This is a genomic window from Bradyrhizobium sp. AUGA SZCCT0169, from assembly GCF_018130085.1.
Classification (GTDB): domain Bacteria; phylum Pseudomonadota; class Alphaproteobacteria; order Rhizobiales; family Xanthobacteraceae; genus Bradyrhizobium.
In genome coordinates, this window is record NZ_JAFCMC010000003.1 from 12,886 (window position 1) to 31,205 (window position 18,320).

At 60.9% G+C, this 18,320-nt stretch carries 16 protein-coding genes and 1 pseudogene; 13 read left to right on the forward strand and 4 right to left on the reverse strand.

What is annotated here, in order from left to right:
- Positions 1–94: 94 nt before the first annotated feature.
- From JQ609_RS03745 to JQ609_RS03760, 4 genes and pseudogenes are all read left to right on the forward strand, one after another.
- Positions 95–1,579: a polysaccharide biosynthesis/export family protein gene (locus tag JQ609_RS03745; protein ID WP_249127631.1), complete on the forward strand. Its 1,485-nt coding sequence runs from the start codon at positions 95–97 to the stop codon at positions 1,577–1,579.
- A gap of 167 nt (positions 1,580–1,746) precedes the next feature.
- Positions 1,747–2,745 (forward strand): annotated as a pseudogene (gene galE / locus JQ609_RS03750) (UDP-glucose 4-epimerase GalE); the annotation flags it as partial.
- Positions 2,746–2,975: 230 nt separating this feature from the next.
- The gene (locus JQ609_RS03755) at positions 2,976–3,185 is read left to right on the forward strand and encodes a hypothetical protein (RefSeq protein WP_212211099.1); all 210 of its coding nucleotides are present in this window, start codon (positions 2,976–2,978) and stop codon (positions 3,183–3,185) included.
- A gap of 546 nt (positions 3,186–3,731) precedes the next feature.
- Positions 3,732–3,980 (forward strand): hypothetical protein, encoded by a 249-nt coding sequence (locus JQ609_RS03760; protein WP_212272066.1) that lies wholly within the window; start codon positions 3,732–3,734, stop codon positions 3,978–3,980.
- On the opposite strand, the gene JQ609_RS03765 is transcribed toward JQ609_RS03760, so the two are convergent.
- The gene (locus JQ609_RS03765) at positions 3,969–4,739 is read right to left on the reverse strand and encodes a LuxR C-terminal-related transcriptional regulator (RefSeq protein ID WP_409411161.1); all 771 of its coding nucleotides are present in this window, start codon (positions 4,737–4,739) and stop codon (positions 3,969–3,971) included. The two genes, JQ609_RS03760 and JQ609_RS03765, sit on opposite strands and share 12 nt — an antisense overlap.
- Positions 4,740–5,530: 791 nt before the next feature.
- Here JQ609_RS03765 and JQ609_RS03770 point away from each other — a divergent pair.
- Positions 5,531–6,211, forward strand: a complete 681-nt coding sequence (locus JQ609_RS03770) for a response regulator transcription factor (RefSeq protein WP_212272068.1) — start codon at positions 5,531–5,533, stop codon at positions 6,209–6,211.
- 974 nt (positions 6,212–7,185) lie between these two features.
- On the opposite strand, the gene JQ609_RS03775 is transcribed toward JQ609_RS03770, so the two are convergent.
- Positions 7,186–8,082 carry a LysR family transcriptional regulator gene (locus JQ609_RS03775; protein ID WP_212211202.1) on the reverse strand — a complete coding sequence of 299 codons (897 nt, stop codon included), beginning with the start codon at positions 8,080–8,082 and terminating at the stop codon, positions 7,186–7,188.
- A gap of 113 nt (positions 8,083–8,195) precedes the next feature.
- Between JQ609_RS03775 and JQ609_RS03780 the strand changes: the two genes are divergently transcribed.
- From JQ609_RS03780 to JQ609_RS03805, 6 genes are all read left to right on the forward strand, one after another.
- Positions 8,196–9,626: an amidase gene (locus JQ609_RS03780; RefSeq protein ID WP_212272305.1), complete on the forward strand. Its 1,431-nt coding sequence runs from the start codon at positions 8,196–8,198 to the stop codon at positions 9,624–9,626.
- A gap of 68 nt (positions 9,627–9,694) precedes the next feature.
- Positions 9,695–10,645 carry an ABC transporter permease gene (locus JQ609_RS03785; protein ID WP_212211107.1) on the forward strand — a complete coding sequence of 317 codons (951 nt, stop codon included), beginning with the start codon at positions 9,695–9,697 and terminating at the stop codon, positions 10,643–10,645.
- Positions 10,642–11,538, forward strand: a complete 897-nt coding sequence (locus JQ609_RS03790; protein ID WP_212272069.1) for an ABC transporter permease — start codon at positions 10,642–10,644, stop codon at positions 11,536–11,538. The genes JQ609_RS03785 and JQ609_RS03790 overlap by 4 nt, the downstream gene beginning before the upstream one ends.
- 2 nt (positions 11,539–11,540) lie before the next feature.
- The gene (locus JQ609_RS03795; RefSeq protein ID WP_212272070.1) at positions 11,541–12,554 is read left to right on the forward strand and encodes an ABC transporter ATP-binding protein; all 1,014 of its coding nucleotides are present in this window, start codon (positions 11,541–11,543) and stop codon (positions 12,552–12,554) included.
- The gene (locus JQ609_RS03800) at positions 12,551–13,585 is read left to right on the forward strand and encodes an ABC transporter ATP-binding protein (protein ID WP_212272071.1); all 1,035 of its coding nucleotides are present in this window, start codon (positions 12,551–12,553) and stop codon (positions 13,583–13,585) included. Before JQ609_RS03795 ends, JQ609_RS03800 begins: the two co-directional genes overlap by 4 nt.
- A 55-nt stretch (positions 13,586–13,640) precedes the next feature.
- A complete protein-coding gene (locus tag JQ609_RS03805; RefSeq protein ID WP_212272072.1) occupies positions 13,641–15,137 on the forward strand; it encodes an ABC transporter substrate-binding protein in 1,497 nt (498 codons plus the stop codon).
- A gap of 74 nt (positions 15,138–15,211) precedes the next feature.
- Here JQ609_RS03805 and JQ609_RS03810 read toward each other — a convergent pair whose 3' ends face one another.
- Complete coding sequence (locus JQ609_RS03810; RefSeq protein WP_212211113.1) at positions 15,212–15,472, reverse strand: hypothetical protein; 261 nt, start codon at positions 15,470–15,472, stop codon at positions 15,212–15,214.
- Between the two features lie 134 nt (positions 15,473–15,606).
- On the opposite strand from JQ609_RS03810, the gene JQ609_RS03815 reads away from it, so the two are divergent.
- Entirely contained in the window at positions 15,607–16,092 is a 486-nt protein-coding gene (locus tag JQ609_RS03815; RefSeq protein ID WP_212034820.1) for an Lrp/AsnC family transcriptional regulator, read from the forward strand.
- On the opposite strand, the gene JQ609_RS03820 is transcribed toward JQ609_RS03815, so the two are convergent.
- Complete coding sequence (locus JQ609_RS03820) at positions 16,083–16,781, reverse strand: GntR family transcriptional regulator (protein ID WP_212272073.1); 699 nt, start codon at positions 16,779–16,781, stop codon at positions 16,083–16,085. The two genes, JQ609_RS03815 and JQ609_RS03820, sit on opposite strands and share 10 nt — an antisense overlap.
- A gap of 123 nt (positions 16,782–16,904) precedes the next feature.
- On the opposite strand from JQ609_RS03820, the gene JQ609_RS03825 reads away from it, so the two are divergent.
- Positions 16,905–18,317 carry a sulfatase gene (locus JQ609_RS03825; RefSeq protein WP_212272074.1) on the forward strand — a complete coding sequence of 471 codons (1,413 nt, stop codon included), beginning with the start codon at positions 16,905–16,907 and terminating at the stop codon, positions 18,315–18,317.
- Positions 18,318–18,320: the final 3 nt, after the last annotated feature.

Consider the following 18,320-nt stretch of genomic DNA (forward strand, 5'->3'; position numbering starts at 1 on the left):
CTCGCAACGCTCAGCACTGATCAACAGATCAATCGAACAGCGAAGGAGGCATTGAGCGGCCCGGCTCCAATGAGGCGAACAGGAACAGTACGTCTTGCGGATTGCTTCTTTGGCCGGTCGCTCGGACGATAGCGATGCAGGAGCGCTGCCTTCCATCGAGAGACTTGAACAACTTCACCCATCGACCACGTCCATGCAGGGAATTGCTACCATGCCGAATTCTGGACTGCGCAAGGTTTTCCATATCGATGTCTTTGGCGGCAACTTCGGCCGCAGCATCAAATGGGGCTTGGTGGCCGTCGGCCTGACGATTTTCGTCCCTCAAGCAAAGGCCGAATATCGGGTAAGCATTGGAGACGTGCTGGAGGTCTCGGTGGCGGGCGTGCCGGAGCTGCGGCATCGTGCTGCCGTTCAAATGGACGGGAACATTTCGTTGCCACTGGTCGGAATGCTCCCAGTCGTCGGCCTGCCCTTACCGCAGCTCCGGGCCAAGATTGGTGCCGCACTGGCGAGCAAGGTGTTTCGACTGCGCGAGGCCGTCATCGTGATAGACGCGGATCAAGTCACTACGATGGTGGCGGAATACAGACCGATATACGTAAATGGGGACGTGTCGAAGCCGGGCGAGTACCCTTACCGTCCGTCCATCACCGCGCGCCAGCTCGTTGCTGTGGCAGGCGGCTACGACATCATGCGTATCAGAATGAACAATCCGTATCTCGAGTCGGCGGATTTGAGAAGCGAGTACGGATCGCTTTGGACAGAACTCGCCAAAGAACAGGCGCGTATGTGGCGCATCAAGAATGAGCTTGGAGAGGCGACGCAGCTCAATCCAAGCATTCTGACGGACGTGCCGATAGCTCGATCGGCGATCTCGGAAATAGTCAATGCAGAAACGGAATATCTGAAAACGAAGCAGAGTGACTTTCAGCAGGAAAAGACGTTCCTTCAGGGCGGCGTCCGACGGGGAGACGACGAGATCCGCGTGCTCTCAGAGCAGCAGAAGAAAGAGGAAGAGGGACTTCACACAGACCTCGAAGAATTGCAAAAGGCGTCCGATCTTTATGGCAGGGGGTCCTTGACCAGCCCTCGCGTTACGGATGCGCGTCGCGCGGTCTTGCTGTCGTCAACCCGGAAGCTGCAGACCTCTGCGCAACTGCTGCAGGCCAAGAAGCAACAGGACGAGCTCACCAGAAGGCTGGCAAAGCTTGACGATCAGCGCAGGCTCGATCTGCTCCGTGAGCTGCAAGACACCAGCGTAAAGCTCAACCAGATTCGCGAGAAGTTGCAGAGCGTCGGCGAGAAGCTTCAGTACACTTCGATGGTGCGATCACAACTCGCGCGCGGAAGCGGTAACCAAACGGAGATTGCCATCATTAGAAAAGGCGACAAGGGCCAAGAGCGGATTATCGCAAGCGAAGATACCGAGTTGCAGCCGGGTGACGCAGTCGAGGTCACCTTGCGATATCATGACCGTCCTGACGCTTCTCCCCGAAGCCTGAGCAGTTCAAATATCCCGTCAGCGATAGGCCGGGTCGACGCGACCGGGAATGACCCGCTGCGCGTCGGGAGGAGGTGACGAGGGTTGCGGCAACGGCGTTCGTCTACGCCACGACACGTCTTGGCGCGGCTGCCGAAGCTTTCTCGCAGAAACAGTTATTGCGGTCCGGGTCTGGAGAGCGCAGCCGGCGCGCCCAGGCAGGCATTGCACGGAAGCCGGTTGGACGAACACGGAAAGTGGCCGAAATGATCTTGCTGACAGGCGGCGCTGGCTACATAGGGTCTCATGTCTGTATCGCCTTGATGGAGGCCGGGCTTGACGTCGTCGCAGTCGACAATCTCTCCAACAGCAACGAGGCCTCTCTCCAACGGGTGCAATCCATCTGCGGGCGGTCGCTCGTCTTCCGGCACGCTGACATCCGGAATGAAGAGGCCATCTACGAAATCCTTCGGTCCTGCGGGGTGACTGCGGTCATTCATCTTGCGGGGCTGAAAGCCGTGGGCGATTCCAACGTTCGGCCAATGACGTATTACGAGAACAACGTCTTGGGAACGATGCGGCTCGTGTCGGCCATGAAACGGGCAAACGTGAAGTCGCTCGTCTTCAGTTCGTCCGCAACCGTTTACGGCATACCCAGCTATCTGCCGCTCGACGAGAAGCACCCGCTCGGACCGACAAATCCGTACGGCCGCACGAAGTTCTTTATCGAGGAAATGCTGAGGGATCTTTACAGCTCCGACGACGAGTGGCGGATTGGTATCCTGCGGTACTTCAATCCGGTTGGCGCGCACGAAAGCGGACTCATCGGAGAAGACCCGCTGGGCGTTCCGAGCAACCTGTTGCCGTTTGTGGCGCAAGTGGCGATTGGAAAGCGAGAAAAGCTGCTCGTTTGGGGAAACGACTATGACACTCCGGACGGCACCGGTATCCGCGACTTCATCCATGTCGTCGACCTTGCATCCGGTCACCTCAGTGTCTTGCGCCATCTGAAACGGTCAGGGGTGCTCACGGTCAACCTTGGAACGGGCAGCGGCAGCAGCGTTCTGGAAGTCATTCGAACATTTGAGGCGGTGAGCGGCAGGTCGATTCGGTATGAAATCGGCGCGCGCCGGGCAGGGGATGTCGCCATCTGTTACGCCGACCCCACGTTTGTGAAGGAGGAGTTGGGTTGGAAATCGGCGCGATCGTTGGAGCAAATGTGCGCGGACCATTGGCGTTGGCAATTGCAGAACCCCAACGGCTATCGTGGTATCGAGCTTAACGTCCAGGAGCGGTCCAGGCATGCCGACCGGCACCGCCCGAGCGTCCGCTCCAGGGGGGTGAGCAAGCACCGCATGGTCCGACCGCATGAGCGGGCTTGAGGACGAGTTGCGGCAGCGCGCACGCCGCCCATCAGAGGTAGCCCGTTAAGACCCGAAATCTCCATACCTGGCAGCGTAACTTGCAGATAAAACGGTGACGGTAGGGACAAACGATGCCGCATTATCGTGTCTACGTTTCGGACGAACACGGCCGGTTGGTGGCCGTGGTCAACTTTGACTGCGCTGACGACGATGCCGCGAAAGAGCGCGCCAAGCAGTTGGTGAACGGCCACGAGGTGCAGCTTTGGCGACAGGTCGCGCAGTTCAAATTCGAGAACCCGCCGGACCGATCCAAGCGGCGACGAGGCGCCCTCGCGCACTAGGACCAGCGCAAGCGCGCGCCACCACCATCCTGACACCTGGACACACTGTGACGCTCTGCCGCACGTCGTTACGTTAACGTCAGGGATCGTCTGATGGAACGATCCCAGCTCCAGCCAGCATGATCCCAGCGCATCATCGACGATTCGACCGCCGCCGAGTCATCGAGAAGCAGGTGCGCCCGGTCACATACCAGCTCACGATCGCCAGGCGGTGTGACCCTGAGCCCCAACCAGGCCGCCGCGTTCATCGGTACGGTCTTGATGCCGTCCGCTTCTCGCGAGGCTTCCCGGGGCCGGCCAAGCCCGTCTTCGAAGGCTTCGTCGCAAGAAGGGGCGGGGAGCACCGTCGCGGTCTGAACGCAGCGACGTGTGGCTCCGGTCAAGGGCGTGCAACGAGCGGCATTCCCGACCGTCGACTGATCCGCCTGTCGTCGCCGCTTTCTCCTGGCCAAGACGCAGGGACGCTACCCGACCTAAGGTCGGCATCGACGGCTCCCGGTGGTCGCACACGAGCCGGATCGCCTTCTGCAGCGTCTCGGTGCCGATGTGTCCCGTGTGACATTGCAGGACTTCGTGCAGATCGAGATGGGCCGCCAGCTTGGGCCGCCTGCCCGTCAGCGCCCGCGCGATTTCGCCGCGGCCTTTCGCGTGCCATTCTGGCTCGATGTCGGCAGCCGGACATCGCGCAACGCGAAGACGTCGTGGCGGCACGCCTCGCTATTGCGCACGCAACGCGTGCAAACCGCGGCGGCACTGACTTTCAAATCCCGCCGCGATCGCCGGCTATTTACCTAACCGCGCTGCGCCAACAGTCCTTGGGTTGATGTCCTTGCGGATCAGGCCGTCGTAACGCGCTACCTCGGCTTGATTTGTCTCGTGGTTAAGCACTTCCACTGGCGCCGGCCCCCCGATTTGCTTGATTTCGGAGATCGCCGCGATGGTGTTCGGGTGTCGCTCGCTCACACTTGCGATTGAGGGCTGAAAGCTGCTTGCCCGATTGTTCATCCCCCAAATCGCCGCTTGCGTCCGGTTCTGGACCCGGATCTTGCGCAGGATTGCCTTGACGTGGACCTTCACGGTCGCCTCGGCGATGTCGATTTTTCGCGCTATGGATTTGTTGGACTCGCCTTCGATCAGGCCGCGCAGGATCGACTTCTCCCGAGGGGAAAGCTGCGGCGCGATCGTGTCCTCGCTTGTAACGAGGATTGCCTCGCCGCTTTCGTCGCTCGGCGTCGCCTCAGGCAGATGGTTGCCTTTGGAATCGAGGAACAATGACAGGAATGCCGGCGGAAAAAATGTTTCACCCATCATCACCAACTCGACGGATTTGATGAATACGTCACACCTCATTACGTCGACGAAAAAGCCATTGGCGCCGGCCCGAAATGCCGAAACCAGTTCATCCAGCCGATAGTGATCGGCCACGATTGCAAAGCGGCCGCCCGGATACCTCTGTCGCAAGATTTCGATCTGTTCGAGGGCGACGCTGAAATCGTCACCGGTGTGGACAATGAGAAATAGCAATTGGTGTGGTTGGAGTTTGCCGGGCGGCAAATCATCAGCGCACGATACCGAGGCGGATGTGCGACAATTTGCTGCGCGTAGGATTCTGGCAATTCCTTCCCTAACTAAGATGCTCCTGCCAACGAGAACCGTTGTAAAAGATTTTTGCCTCCGCATTTTACTCTCCCGCCAAACGCAATTGTTTTGAACTAAATGATTGGCTCGTACTTCAGTCGGACTTCTTCTCCGGTCGTCTTGCTCCTTCGTTCAAAGGGGTTTTTTGTTGGCGGATTTGAAAGGCCCCGAATCTGTGATGCTTGCTTTCCTACGTTCGCAGGGATATCGGCTTGGCAGGTTTCGAGGGATCCGCGTTAGTAAAGTCTTTACGAATGTTAGATTCGAATTCTCCGTATCCCTATATACCTTTGGTTATAGTGCCCGCTCGGGCAGATGGATGTCGTTCATAATGGCTAACGACCCCTTCTGCCGCATTCTCTGAGCGAGTTGATAGCGCGACGCTAATCAAGCGTTGTGAAACTTTTGCGCTGCTGACGGTGTCGCCAAGTACAGATGCACTGGCGCGAGAGCTTCAAATGATGAAATGCGAAAGCGAGTAACGCGTGACTCGAAACCGATCCGTACTTCTACGGAAGCACTGCGAAGGGGTTACATCTTTTGAGACACAGACAGGCAGACAGGACGCAGGTTAACCTCGTTTTGCGTTGCGGCATCAAATGCCGTGCATTGTTGGAAATTTGTCTCGAACTCGTTTAGGCTAGCAGTGAAACAAGCAGGGGCGAGTGGGGTTTAAGTTATTGGGGGGACAGGCTGAGGACCGCCCGATGCGTTGTACCAGCGTAGTGATCGCAGACCGGCATCCGATCGTTCTGCAGGGGTTGAGCCGCCTGCTTGGCGCCGACGGCGACTTCAACATTGTTGCGAGTTGCAGTGACGGTGCGAGTTGCATCGAGGCGCTGCGGAAGTTCGGGCCGGACATCGCAATTCTTGGCGTTTCAATTCCTGGCGTGACCGAGTCGGAAATTCTCTCCGTCATCAATTCCGAGAATCTTTCCACGCGACTGGTGTTTTTCACCGCATCTGATGAGGACTGCGAACTGGTTATGGCAGCTGCGGCCGAAGGCTACAGCGTCATTTCGAAGGATACGGAGTCCGAAGCTCTGATGCAGGCCTTGCGCGAGGTTGCGACAGGTCAGCGGCTGTTGCCACTGCTTTCGCCTGAGCAAACGATAACTCGGGAGCAAAGCGCGGTCGCTGAGAATGCGCTGACAACGTTGACGGATCGTGAGCGCCAGATCATGCGCCTGGTGTCCGAAGGATTATCGAACAAGGAAATTGGTCGGCGCCTGAGTATTACCGACGGCACCATCAAGGTGCATCTTCATCACATTTTTCAGAAGCTCGAGATCAGTAACCGGACGGTGCTTGCGGCGCTCGCAATTTCGCAGAGCGATCGCGCGGGTAGCCCTGAGGACAAGCCGGCGCAGCCCATCTCTTCCGATTGATGGAAGCTGGGACAGGCTGAGGGAAATCCGTGCCGGTCCAATCAATAAAGGTGACCTGGAAGTACCAAGTCATCGGCGACGTCGATGGATCGAACATGTCGTCCGTACGGCTGGCCATTTTCGCATGAGACGATAGCCTCATCGGTATTGGTGGCGCGCTCTAACCCAATCGGGTGAGACGAAATTCTCGCTTTCAGTGCCGCTTTGCCAGGCTGTCTCGTGTTGTGTCCAGGGCTGGTGGCACTACTTCAACGTATTCGCGATGAATGGTGGTCGGCGATTTATTTCCATCGAACAAGACGCTGACGCTATTCACGTAGACGCTCCCTCCAACAATCGTGCCCGTCTTGTTGGCAAGGCGCGCGCAGCGTGATGCACCAAGAGCGCTCATTCGAACACGAACGCCAATCGATAGGTTGGACTTCATGGGACAGTCCAGGCTGCAATCGAATCAGTGCAGAGCTATTCTGACACACGACGATATTCGGCTGGATGCGGCGCAACCAGAACACTTCCTTGGCGCAGAAGCGCTTTTTTTAAGGGGTACCCCCATTGGACGGTAGACTTGGCGCGTCGTCTGGCGACAGTCTTAGGTGCGATTCGTGCAGTTCATGATCAGCGCGGGCTGTGTGCCGGCCGCCGCGCGGCTATCGACCTCAATCAGGGCGGTACGAACGAACGTTATTCCAATATTGTTCACCCGTTGGTTTCGTGCGATTTTGAGCGGAGGCAAAATGCGTCTTGCTCTGCCATACGCGGCTATTGTCTGGTGCATCGCTGTTGCGATTTGGATCGCCTTGGGCACGGCGCCATAGCAGGCGCTTCGATATCTGGCAGGAACGTCGCTGTCCAGGCATCGGCCTAGGCCTGCCTGAAACTGCAGAGCGGCCGGATTGTCCCGGAGAATCTTCCGACAAAAATCCTCGTCGCCAGCCGGCTGGCAAGAGCGCGAACGCGCGATAATATCGATCGGCTCAAACTTGGCGGATCACCTTTTCGGCGCACTTCAGGAAATTCCGGACTAACGGATTGAGAGAATCCCGGCGCCAGCAAACCGCGACATCAATAGCGTCGTCGGCATCCAGGAAAGGCCTGAACACGACACCCGTTGGACATCCGAGTTCGGCGCAGGCTGGAAGGATCGCCAGGCCTTCCCCGGCGAGGACCATGCTGAGAGCCGAGTGGACCGTTTCGACCCGGTTCGCAACCGGCATGCCGACCTGATGCCGCCTCAGCAGCGACGTCACAACAGAGGTCGCGGGATCTTCAGCGGCCCCGGGCAGGCTGATCAGCGGGCGGCCCTCAAGTCTTTTCACCGGTACGGCCGCGGAGCGTGCCAGCGGCGAACCGGCCGGCATGGCCAGCATCAATCGCTGCGTTCCGATCGTGGAGGCCTCAATTTCGCTGTGACGAATTGCAGGCATGCACAGTGCGACAGTCACGCTGTGGTCCAGCAACCGCGCCTCCCGCGTCGACGCGCTCAGTTCTATGAATTCGAGGTCGACCTTCGGAAGCGACCTTCGGAGTTCCGGAACGAGCTTGGGCAACACGGCGTGGGCGAGCGCGAACATGTACCCGACTGACAATCTCCCCCGGCGTCCCGCCGCCACCGCCCTGGCTGCCTCGAAACCTTCAGCCGTCAGGGCCAGCGCTTCACGCGCGCGCGACAGCAAGGCCCGACCGGACGCCGTCAGCTCCATTCCCCGGGTGTCCCGACGAAACAGCGAAGTTCCTACTTCCGATTCCAGTTTGCGAATCTGAACCGACAATGGCGGCTGCGCCATGCGAAGGCGGACGGCTGCCCGACCCACGCTGCGTTCTTCTGCAACGGCAACGAAGTAGCGGAGACGGCGGAGGTCCGTTATTGGCATACCGAAATCTCGTGCCATACCGAAATCGTATGGCTCCGTTGTCCGATGGTATTGGACCTGAAGTCAATGCGAATGTCATCTTCGCGTCAACTCGATCCCGGGGCCTTGGCGCGATGAGTGATGAACTGTGCTTCCTGCCTGCGACTGAACTCCGCGCACGGATCGTCCGCAAGGACGTTTCACCGGTTGAAATTACACGTGCCGTTCTTGCCCGCGCCGAGCGAATGCAGCCCGAGTTGAACTGTTTCATCACGCTCTGCGGCGATGAGGCGATGGCCGAGGCAAGCAAGGCGGAGCGTGCGGTCATGGCCGGGAAACCGCTGGGTCTTCTTCACGGCATTCCGCTCACCGTGAAAGATCTGGTTAATACCAGGGGGGTTCGAACGACCTTCGGAGCGGTCCCCTACAAGGATAACGTTCCTGATCATGATGCGGTCGCCGTGGCGCGCATGCGGGCAGCGGGTGCCATCCTCATAGGCAAAACCACGACGCCGGAGTTCGGCACCAAGTGCCTGACGGATTCGCCGTTGTTCGGCCGTACGCGCAATGCCTGGAGTGCCGCGCGCTCGAGCGGTGGCTCAAGCGGGGGAGCGGCGGTTGCCGTGGCCAGCGGCATCGCGCCTCTGGCGATCGCGACGGATGGCGGCGGCTCGACGCGGATTCCGGCGGCCTGCAATGGCGTTGTCGGGCTGAAGCAAAGCAACGGTGTCATTCCCCACAGCCAGGTGCAGGACGCGTTCGGCAACCAGACCTACGTGACCCCGACGACACGCACCGTCGCGGACACAGCCCTGATGATGCAGGCAATGTCGGGAGAAGATGCTTCCGATCCGTGGTCGATAGGATTCCCGCAATGGAATTTCGTCGAGGGATCGGCTCCAAACGGAGATCTGCGCGGGCGCAAGATTGCATTCTGCCTTGCGCCTTCGGGCCGGCCGGTTGCGGCCGATGTCGCTAAAGCATTCAAGTACGCGCTTGTCAGGCTGGAAGCCCTTGGGGCCGAGGTCGAGGAAATGTCCGCGGACGGATTTGAGGTGGAGCCGATCTGGCGGGCCATCAATCACACCGCCTGGCGCACGCGATTCGAGAAGCTCGCGGCCGATCATGGCGACGTGCTGAGCGAAACCTTCAAAAAGCAACTGGCGCTGGCCACGAAGGTAAGCGGTGTTGACTATCAGCGGGCGATGTTTGACCGTACGGCTCTGTTCCGGCGGATTCAGACATTGCTGCAGAGGGTCGATATTCTCGCGATGCCAACCATCACCCGCACCGCGCTTCCGATCGATCAGGACCTGTTCGGCACGATCGAAATCGACGGGCGAGTGTTGAGCGACGTTCGGCCAAGCTGGTTTCCATGGACGATGCCGTTCAACATGACCGGTCATCCGGCGGTCAGTCTGCCCTGTGGCTTTGATGCGGACGGCCTGCCGATCGGCATTCAACTCGTCGGCAAATTCCGGGGAGACATCGAACTGCTGCGCGTCAGCGCGTTGTTTGAGGGCTCGCAAGATCATCTCGGCCGGTGGCCCGGCCTGGACGGTTAAGCGAAAATGCGGCTGCCATTACACCTGACCATTGACGAAGGACCGGCAGCCAACAAGGGAATCGAGACTTGAGCGTCTTCCTTTTCCGCCGCTTTCTGACGCTGATGGCGACGCTGGTTGGCGCGTCGCTCATCATCTTTTTCGTTCTGGATGCGTTGCCCGGCAACGCCGCGCAGATGCTGATGGGCGCGGATGCCTCGCCTGACGCCGTCCGGGCGCTGACGGTCAAGCTCGGGCTGGATCAGCCGCTGTACTATCGGTACGTCCATTGGATCAAGGGGATGCTGACCGGCGATCTGGGCAACAGCTATGCCTATGGCACCCCTGTCGCCGGCCTGATTGCGGAGCGCCTCACGCTGACGATTCCGTTGGCCGTCATGTCGATGTCGATGACGGTCGTGCTGGCCCTGGCTGCCGGAATCTATACGGCAGCAAATCACAACAAGCTCGGCGATGTGGGCGTGATGTCGCTGACCCAGTTCGGCATCGCGCTTCCCAATTTCTGGTTCGCCATCCTGCTGATCCTGCTGTTCTCGGTGAAGCTGCAATGGCTTTCGGCCGGCGGATTTGCCGGCTGGGACGAAAGCATCATTGCCGGGATCAAGTCGCTGCTGCTGCCTGCGATCTCGCTATCGGTGGTGCAGGCGGCGATCCTCGCACGGGTCACGCGTTCGGCGGTGCTTGAGGTGCTGCGTGAGGATTTCGTGCGCACCGCACGCGCCAAGGGTTTGAGCAAGCGCGACGTCTTGTGGCAGCACGTGCTGCGCAATGCGATGATCCCGGTGATGACGATCATGGGCCTTCAGTTCGCCAACCTGCTGGCGGGGACGATCGTGATCGAGAACGTGTTCTATCTGCCGGGTCTTGGCCGGCTGATCTTCCAGTCGATCGCCAATCGCGACCTGATCGTGGTGCGCAACTGCGTAATGCTGCTGGCGGCGGTGGTCGTCATCGTCAACTTCGTGGTCGATGTGCTCTACGCCTTCATAGATCCGCGCATCAAGGTACACAGCCTATGAGCACCCCACTGAGCGCCTCAGTCGAGGTTAGGGGCGCCACCGCGCGTCCGCGGCTTGCAACCGGCTTCTGGCGCCGCGCGCTGCGCCACCGCAGCTTTGTCGCGGGGGGCACGCTCAGCCTGATGGTGCTCTGTGCTGCCTTGCTGTCGCTGGTTTGGACGCCGTGGTCCGCCTATGAAATCGACGTGGCCTCCAAGCTGCGACCACCGTCGGCCGCGCATTGGCTCGGCACCGATGTGCTTGGCCGCGATATCGTTTCGCTGCTGCTGGTAGGTGCCCGTTCCACCATCATGGTCGGCATCATCGCCGTTGGGATCGGTCTCACCTTCGGGGTGTGTCTTGGACTGATCGCCGCCGCGCGCAAGGGCTGGACCGAAGAGATCATCATGCGGATGAGCGACTTCACCTTCGCGTTTCCGGCGGTGCTCTCGGCCATCATGCTGGCGGCGGTCTTCGGCCCGGGCATGGTGACCTCGATCGTCGCCATCGGCATCTTCCAGATTCCGACCCTCGTCCGGTTGACCCGTGGATCGGCCAATGCGATCTGGGCGCGGGAGTTCGTGCTGGCCGCGCGCGCCTGCGGCAAAGGCGGCTTCCGCATCACGATCGAGCACGTGCTGCCCAACGTCCTGCCGATCCTGATCGTTCAGGCGACGATCCAGTTCGCACTCGCAATCCTGGCCGAAGCGGCGTTGTCCTATCTCGGGCTTGGCACGCAGCCGCCGCAACCGTCCTGGGGTCGCATGCTGAACGATGCCCAGACGCTGCTGTTCCAGTCGCCGATGCTCGCGGTCTATCCGGGCGCGGCGATCGCCATCGCTGTGTTTGGACTCAATCTGTTCGGAGACGGATTGCGCGATCTGCTCGATCCCCGGCTGGCGCGGGAGCGTTGAGCATGACCGTGTCCGCCAACGCGCCTTTGATCGAAGTCAGCGACCTCGGCGTGCGGCTCAACACCAGCCGCGGCCCCGCGCAGGCCGTTCGCGGCGTCAGTTTCTCGCTGAGGCGCGGCGAGACCCTGGGCCTCGTCGGCGAATCCGGATGCGGCAAATCCGTCACCGCGCTGGCGCTGATGGGCCTGCTGCCCGACAGCGCCGTCATCAGCGGCAGCATCCGCCTCGACGGTAGCGAATTGGTGGGTCTGCCGGATGCGCATTACTGCAAGCTGCGTGGTAATCGCATCAGCATGATCTTCCAGGAGCCGATGACCGCGCTCAATCCGATGCACACGATCGGCCGCCAGGTGGCCGAACCATTGCGGCGCCACACCAATTGTTCGGCGGGAGAGGCGCGCAAGCAGGCCATCGCCTTGCTCGATCGTGTCGGGCTGCCCGATGCGGCGAAACGCGTCGATGCCTATCCGCACCAGTTCTCCGGAGGGCAGCGGCAGCGCGTTACCATTGCTATGGCACTGGCCTGCCAGCCCGACGTGCTGATCGCCGATGAACCGACCACGGCGCTCGATGTCACCATTCAAGGGCAGATTCTCGACCTGATCGCGGATATCGTTGCCGAGCGCGGCATGTCGATGATTCTGATCTCGCACGATCTCGGCGTCATCGCCGAGAATGTGCAGCGCATGATGGTGATGTATGGCGGCACCGTCGTCGAAAGCGGCGCGACGGATGCGGTGTTCACGCGCATGGGACATCCCTATACGCAGGGGCTGTTTCGCGCTCGCCCGCGCCTTGGGGCGCGCAAGGGCACCCGGCTGAAGACCATCGCCGGCACCGTGCCCGAGCTTGCCGATCTGCCCTCCGGTTGCACTTTCGCTGACCGCTGCGCGATCGTCGAGGATCGTTGCCGCGTGGCGCCGCCGGCCGCGGTGGACGTCGGCGCCGGCCACGGCGTGCGCTGTCTCAGGACGGATGTTTCGATGGCTGAGGCGGCCGGAGTTTTGGGCGCATGACCGTGCTGGACCAGGTGTCATCGTCCGCCGAACCGCCGCTGCTCGATGTGAAGGATCTGGCGCAGCGCTACACCTTGCCGCGCGAAAGCGTGTTCAAGCCGGCCGGACAGGTGCATGCGCTCAACGGCGTCACCGCGCAGGTGACGGCGGGCCGAAGCCTCGGTGTGGTCGGCGAGTCCGGATCGGGCAAGTCGACCTTCGCGAGGCTGGTGATGGCGCTGGAGCGGCCGTCGTCGGGTTCGGTGTCGCTCATGGGCCGCGACCTGAACCGGCTGCCGGCTGACGAGTTACGCCGCGCCCGGCGTGATTTTCAGATGGTGTTTCAGGATCCCTACGGCTCGCTGGACCCGCGACAGACCATTGCGCGCATCGTCGCGGAGCCCTTGACCGCGCTCGGACGCATGGATCGCGCCACGCTGCGTCAGCGCGTTGCCGACGTGATGCGGCAGGTCGGACTGCGCGAGGCCGACATGGACAAGTTCCCGCATGAATTCTCCGGCGGCCAGCGCCAGCGCATCGCGATCGCACGCGCGCTGATCACCCAGCCAAAACTGATCGTCGCCGACGAGCCGGTCAGCGCACTCGACGTTTCCGTGCAGGCGCAGGTGCTCAATCTCCTGCAAGACCTGCAGGATCAGTTCGGGTTGAGCTATGTCCTGATCAGCCACGATCTGGCGGTGGTGGATTATCTCTGCGACGAGATCGCGGTGATGTATCTCGGGCGGATCGTCGAGCAGGGGAGCCCTGAGGATCTGTTCGCGCATTGCGCCCATCCCTACACGCGGGCGCTGCTCGAAGCGGTGCCGCGCGCCCGGGCCGGCGGAGTGCGCCGGCGCCGCGGTGCGCAGGTGATCGCCTCGCATTCGCTGGGCGCAACGGGATGTCCCTACGCGTCACGCTGTGCGCTCGCCGACCAGTACTGTCGCGAGGTCGCGCCTGCGCTGCGCAAGGTGGGTCCATTGCAATCAGCCGCGTGCCATCGCGCCGAGACTGTCATGGCATTGCCTCCGGTAGCGTCGGAGGAGAGTTAGCCTTTTATGCGGGACTGGCTTAATCTGGTCGCGCGATATGTCAGGGGAGCAAGCGATGTTCTGGAAGTTAGCCATTTTTGCAGTTGTGGCCGCGTTCGCCGTCGCGCCGCTGCCGAGCCTGGCGCAGGGCAAGAAGGACAGCGTCGTCATGGGCATGACGCTGGAGCCGCCGGGGCTCGATCCCACCAACGCAGCCGCTGCGGCCATTGCCGAGGTCACGCTCTATAACCTCTATGAGACGTTGACCAAGATCAACGAGGACGGTTCGGTATCGCCCTTGCTCGCCGAGAGTTGGAAGGCGTCGGAAGACCTGAAGACTTATACGTTCAAGCTCCGTAAGGGCGTCAAATTTCACAACGGCGAGCCGTTCGATTCCGCTGCGGTAAAGTTCTCCTACGATCGCAACGCGGCGCCGACCAGCACCAACAAGGACAAGAGCCTGTATCAGGCGTTTGAGTCGGTCACCGCGCCTGACGCGGAGACGGTCGTGGTCGTGCTCAAATATTCCGAACCGAACCTGCCGTTCCTGATCGGTCAGGCCGGCGGCTCGATCGTCGAGCCGAAGAGCGCGCCGACCAATGCGACGCAGCCGGTCGGGACCGGACCCTTTACGCTCGGTGCCTGGGCCAAGGGATCGTCGATCACCCTGAACAAATGGCCGGATTATCGCAACGCCGCTGCGATCAAGCTTTCCAAGGTGACGATCCGCTTCATCGGCGATCCCGCCGCGCAGGTTGCAGCGCTGCTGTCGGGCGACATCGATGCGTTTCCGCGCGGCGCGGTGGCGCGCAGCGTGGCGCAATTCAAGGCCGATCCGCGCTTCAATGTGCTGATCGGCGGCTCCAAAGCCAAGACCATCGTCGGCATCAACCAGAAGAGGAAGCCACTCGACGATGTGCGGGTCCGCCGCGCCATTCTCGCGGCCATCGATCGCAAGGCGATGATCGACGGCGCCGTCGATGGCTTTGGCACGCCGATCGGCAGCTTTTATACGCCGGGATCGCTCGGCTATGTCGACACGACCGGCATCAATCCATACGACCCGGAAAAGGCCAAGAAGCTGCTGGCAGAAGCGGGAGTCAAAACGCCGCTGGAGCTCAGCCTCAAGCTGCCACCGCCATCATATGCGCGCAACGGCGGGGAAATCCTCGCGGCCCAGCTCGCCAAGGTCGGCATAACAGCCAAGATCGAGAACGTCGAATGGGCGCAGTGGCTGTCACAGGTGTTTGCCGGCAACGGCCCGCACAATTTCGATCTCACCATCGTCTCGCATGTCGAGCCGTTCGATCTCGTGAAGATAACCGAGCCTGACTATTATCTCGGCTATAACAACGAGGCCTTCAACGCGCTCTACCAGCAGATCAAGGCGACACCGGCCGAGGCCGAACGCGCCAAACTGCTCGGCGACGCGCAGCGCATGCTGGCTACCGATGCGGTTGCCGGCTTCCTGTTCCAGCCGCAATGGATCACCATTGCGAGCAAGAAGCTGAAGGGTGTGTGGAAGGAAGTCCCGCAATTCGAAAATGACTTCTCCGCCTGGTCCTGGGAATAGCTGCCTCGCGAGGGACGGTTAGCGGACCTGTCGGAAGCTGTTGCGGCGACCATTGCGCGCCTGATCGGGTGAGATCATGGGGCGGCCGCCAGTATCGCGTGCTGACGTCCGCCTCTCACCTCGATCGCGGCAACGCCGATGATCGCGCCGACGCGGCGGGCGAGCCTTTCGACGGCCTGGCGGTCACGGACGTCGATGGAAGCCTGGATCTTGTATTCGCCGGCTTCCTGGCGGGCATCGACGGCCGCCAGCCGAAGGTCGGCGACGCGCACCTGGTCGAGAAGGCGACCGAGCGCGGCATGTAGATCGCTTGCGTGCAGCTCCAGAATGAACACGGCATCCCCTTCAAATTTGGAGAAGTTGTATCCGTGTTTCCTGAGAAGAGGCTTCCTTTCGTCTGGCAATTTGGCAAGTTACCGATATGATTATCCTCGGAAATGAACCAATACCCAGAATAGAGTTCTCGGTCATGAAAGCGACGCGGCGGAAGGACTCACTGCGCCTTGACGAGACCGACCGGCGCATCTTGCGGGCGATGCAAGCCGATGCACGGCTCACGACGGCGGAGCTGGCCGACAAGGTCGGGCTATCCACGACGCCATGCTGGAACAGACTCAAGCGACTGGAGAAGCAGGGTTACATCGACGGCTATGTTGCGCTCCTCAATCAGGAGAAGCTCGGTCTGCCGGAAACAGTGATCATCGAAATCACGCTCGACCGTCACGATGAGGAGGTGCTGGAGCGGTTCGGAGAATTGCTCGCTGGTTTGCCCGAAGTGATCGAGGCCTATCTCACGACAGGAGATTATGACTATCTGGTCAAGGTCGCCGTCGAGAGTACGGCCGGCTACGAACGCTTCCTGCGAGAAAAGCTTTATCGCATTCCGGGCATCCGCCACAGCCGATCGTCATTCGCGCTACGGTGCCTGAAGAAGCTGACCTCGATTCAGGTCTGATCTTCGGTGTGCGGCTTGCGATCGCCTTCGCCCCAGACGTGGCGCGATCGTTCGAGGTGGCGGCGCATCACCGCAATAGCGCCGGCCTCATCCTGCTTCGACAGCGCGTCGAGCAACTGGAAATGCTCGCTGGCCGACTGCGCGATATGCTCCCGGGTCGATCCATTCTTGAAGCCGTGAAGCCGAACGCGATCACGTAGCGTCTCGACCAGGTCGGCGAGGGGCTTGTTGCCGAGGGTGGCGATGAGCCCAATGTGGAATTGGCGATCGGTCTCCAGGAACTCAATGAGATTGCCGTCATCGGCGGCGCGTTTCGTGGCTTCGGCAAGTTCGCGCAGATGCTCTGTCTGCGCGGGTGTGAGGCGGGCCCGCGCGATCTCGGCGACAACAGGCACTTCCAGCAGCGCGCGGATCGCGAAGATATCGTTGAGTTCGCCAGGCGACAGCGAGACCACGCGAAAGCCGCGATTTCGCACGGGCTCAAGCAGGCCTTCGCGCGCGAGATCGAGCAGAGCTTCGCGGACGGGTGTCGCCGAGACGCCGAGATCGATCGCGAGACGCGGGACGGAATAGAGCTGATCGGGTTGCATCTGTCCTGTGATGATCAGTCCACGGATCACCTGCCTGGCTTGCTCCCGCAGGCTGGGCCCGGACACCAGGCTCGATGCGCCGATTTGTCGAAGATCCATGGCTGTCACTACCCGAAACTCGCGGGTGAGTAAATGTAACGTGTGACATATTACAGTTGACCGCCGTTATGTGATATGTGATATATTACTAAAAAAGAACGCAGAAAATGGGAGGTTTGCGTGGTGCAACGCATTTTGATGATCGTATCCGACACTATCCGCTGGGACATGCTCGGCTACAACGGGGGCCACGTCCGAACTCCCAATCTCGATCGGCTCGCCGCGCGCTCGATGGTCTTCGATCGCTATTATGCGTCGAGCTTTCCGACAGTGCCTGCGCGCTACGACTATCTCACCGGCAAGCCTGCCTTTGCCGGCGTCGGCTGGGGCGCGCTGCCGCGCGCCGATCGCTCGATTGCGACCTCATTGACCGAAGCGGGTTACACGACGCTCGGCGTGGTGGACACGCCGTTCTACCAGGTCAACGGCTATTCATATGATCGCGGCTTCAACTTCTTCTACGACATGAAATCCCAGCTTCTGGGAACGCCGCATTACAGCTCCTACACCGCACCCAACAAGACCAAGCGCCAAGGCGAAGGCAAGCTTCCGCAATGGCCGATCACCGGCAAGGTGAAGCCCGATCCGCGCACCGGCGAAATGGATTGCCCGGCACCGATCACCATGGTGCAGGCAGCTAAGTGCCTGGAGGAAATCTACCAGGATAAGTTCTTTGCGCTGGTCGACACCTGGGATCCGCATGAACCGTGGGACCCGCCCGCCTATTACGTCAGACACTATCTTCCCGACTATGCCGGCGAACGCGTGCACCCGCCCTATGGCGACTGCAAGAAGCACGGCATGACCGATCGCGACATCGCGGTGGCGCGCGCGCTCTACAGCGGCGAACTCGAACTGGTCGATCGCTGGATCGGGCATCTGCTCGACCAACTCGTCTATCTCGGCATCGAGGACTCCACCGCCATCATCTTCGTCTCGGACCACGGCTTCCTGCTGGGAGAGCATGGGTTGATGGGCAAGATGGTCCGCAGGGCGCCCGGCGAAGCGACGTGGATGCGTTCGCCGCTCTACGAGGAAATCGCCAGGGTGCCGCTGCTGATCCATGTGCCGGGCGCAAAGCCCGGACGAACCAGCAAGCTGACCTGCGCGCTCGACCTCGCTCCCACGATCTGCGACATGGCCGGCCTGCCGCGCCAGGCGGAGATGCGGGGACTCTCGCTGCTTCCCGCGGTCCGCGGTCAGCCCTTCGAAGGGCGCGATCACGTGCTGACGGCTCTGCCGCTCGCCAATCCCGGCGAGACGGTCGAAGTGGTCGACGACCTGATGCGGACGGTGGTCGAATGGCAGCCTGTCACCATCACCACGAAAGACTGGTCGCTGCTCTACGCGACGCCGAGCGAGCCGGTCGAACTCTATGATCTGCGCTCCGATCCGAAGCAAACGACCAACGTGGCGCCAAAGCACCCTGCCGTCATCCGTGCCATGCTGGTGATGTATGCAGAGGACCTGCGCCGCGCTGGAGTCGCCAGCAAGTACAGCGATCCGCGCCTTGCCGCCTTGCTCGAACGCGCATGACGG

Excerpts from the sequence above, each read along its gene's own strand:
- JQ609_RS03755 (WP_212211099.1), top strand. The coding sequence starts at position 2,976 with ATGCCGCATTATCGTGTCTACGTTTCGGACGAACACGGCCGGTTGGTG.
- JQ609_RS03770 (WP_212272068.1), top strand. The coding sequence starts at position 5,531 with ATGCGTTGTACCAGCGTAGTGATCGCAGACCGGCATCCGATCGTTCTG.
- JQ609_RS03775 (WP_212211202.1), bottom strand. The coding sequence starts at position 8,082 with ATGCCAATAACGGACCTCCGCCGTCTCCGCTACTTCGTTGCCGTTGCA.
- JQ609_RS03780 (WP_212272305.1), top strand. The coding sequence starts at position 8,196 with ATGAGTGATGAACTGTGCTTCCTGCCTGCGACTGAACTCCGCGCACGG.
- JQ609_RS03790 (WP_212272069.1), top strand. The coding sequence starts at position 10,642 with ATGAGCACCCCACTGAGCGCCTCAGTCGAGGTTAGGGGCGCCACCGCG.
- JQ609_RS03795 (WP_212272070.1), top strand. The coding sequence starts at position 11,541 with ATGACCGTGTCCGCCAACGCGCCTTTGATCGAAGTCAGCGACCTCGGC.
- JQ609_RS03800 (WP_212272071.1), top strand. The coding sequence starts at position 12,551 with ATGACCGTGCTGGACCAGGTGTCATCGTCCGCCGAACCGCCGCTGCTC.
- JQ609_RS03805 (WP_212272072.1), top strand. The coding sequence starts at position 13,641 with ATGTTCTGGAAGTTAGCCATTTTTGCAGTTGTGGCCGCGTTCGCCGTC.
- JQ609_RS03815 (WP_212034820.1), top strand. The coding sequence starts at position 15,607 with ATGAAAGCGACGCGGCGGAAGGACTCACTGCGCCTTGACGAGACCGAC.
- JQ609_RS03820 (WP_212272073.1), bottom strand. The coding sequence starts at position 16,781 with ATGGATCTTCGACAAATCGGCGCATCGAGCCTGGTGTCCGGGCCCAGC.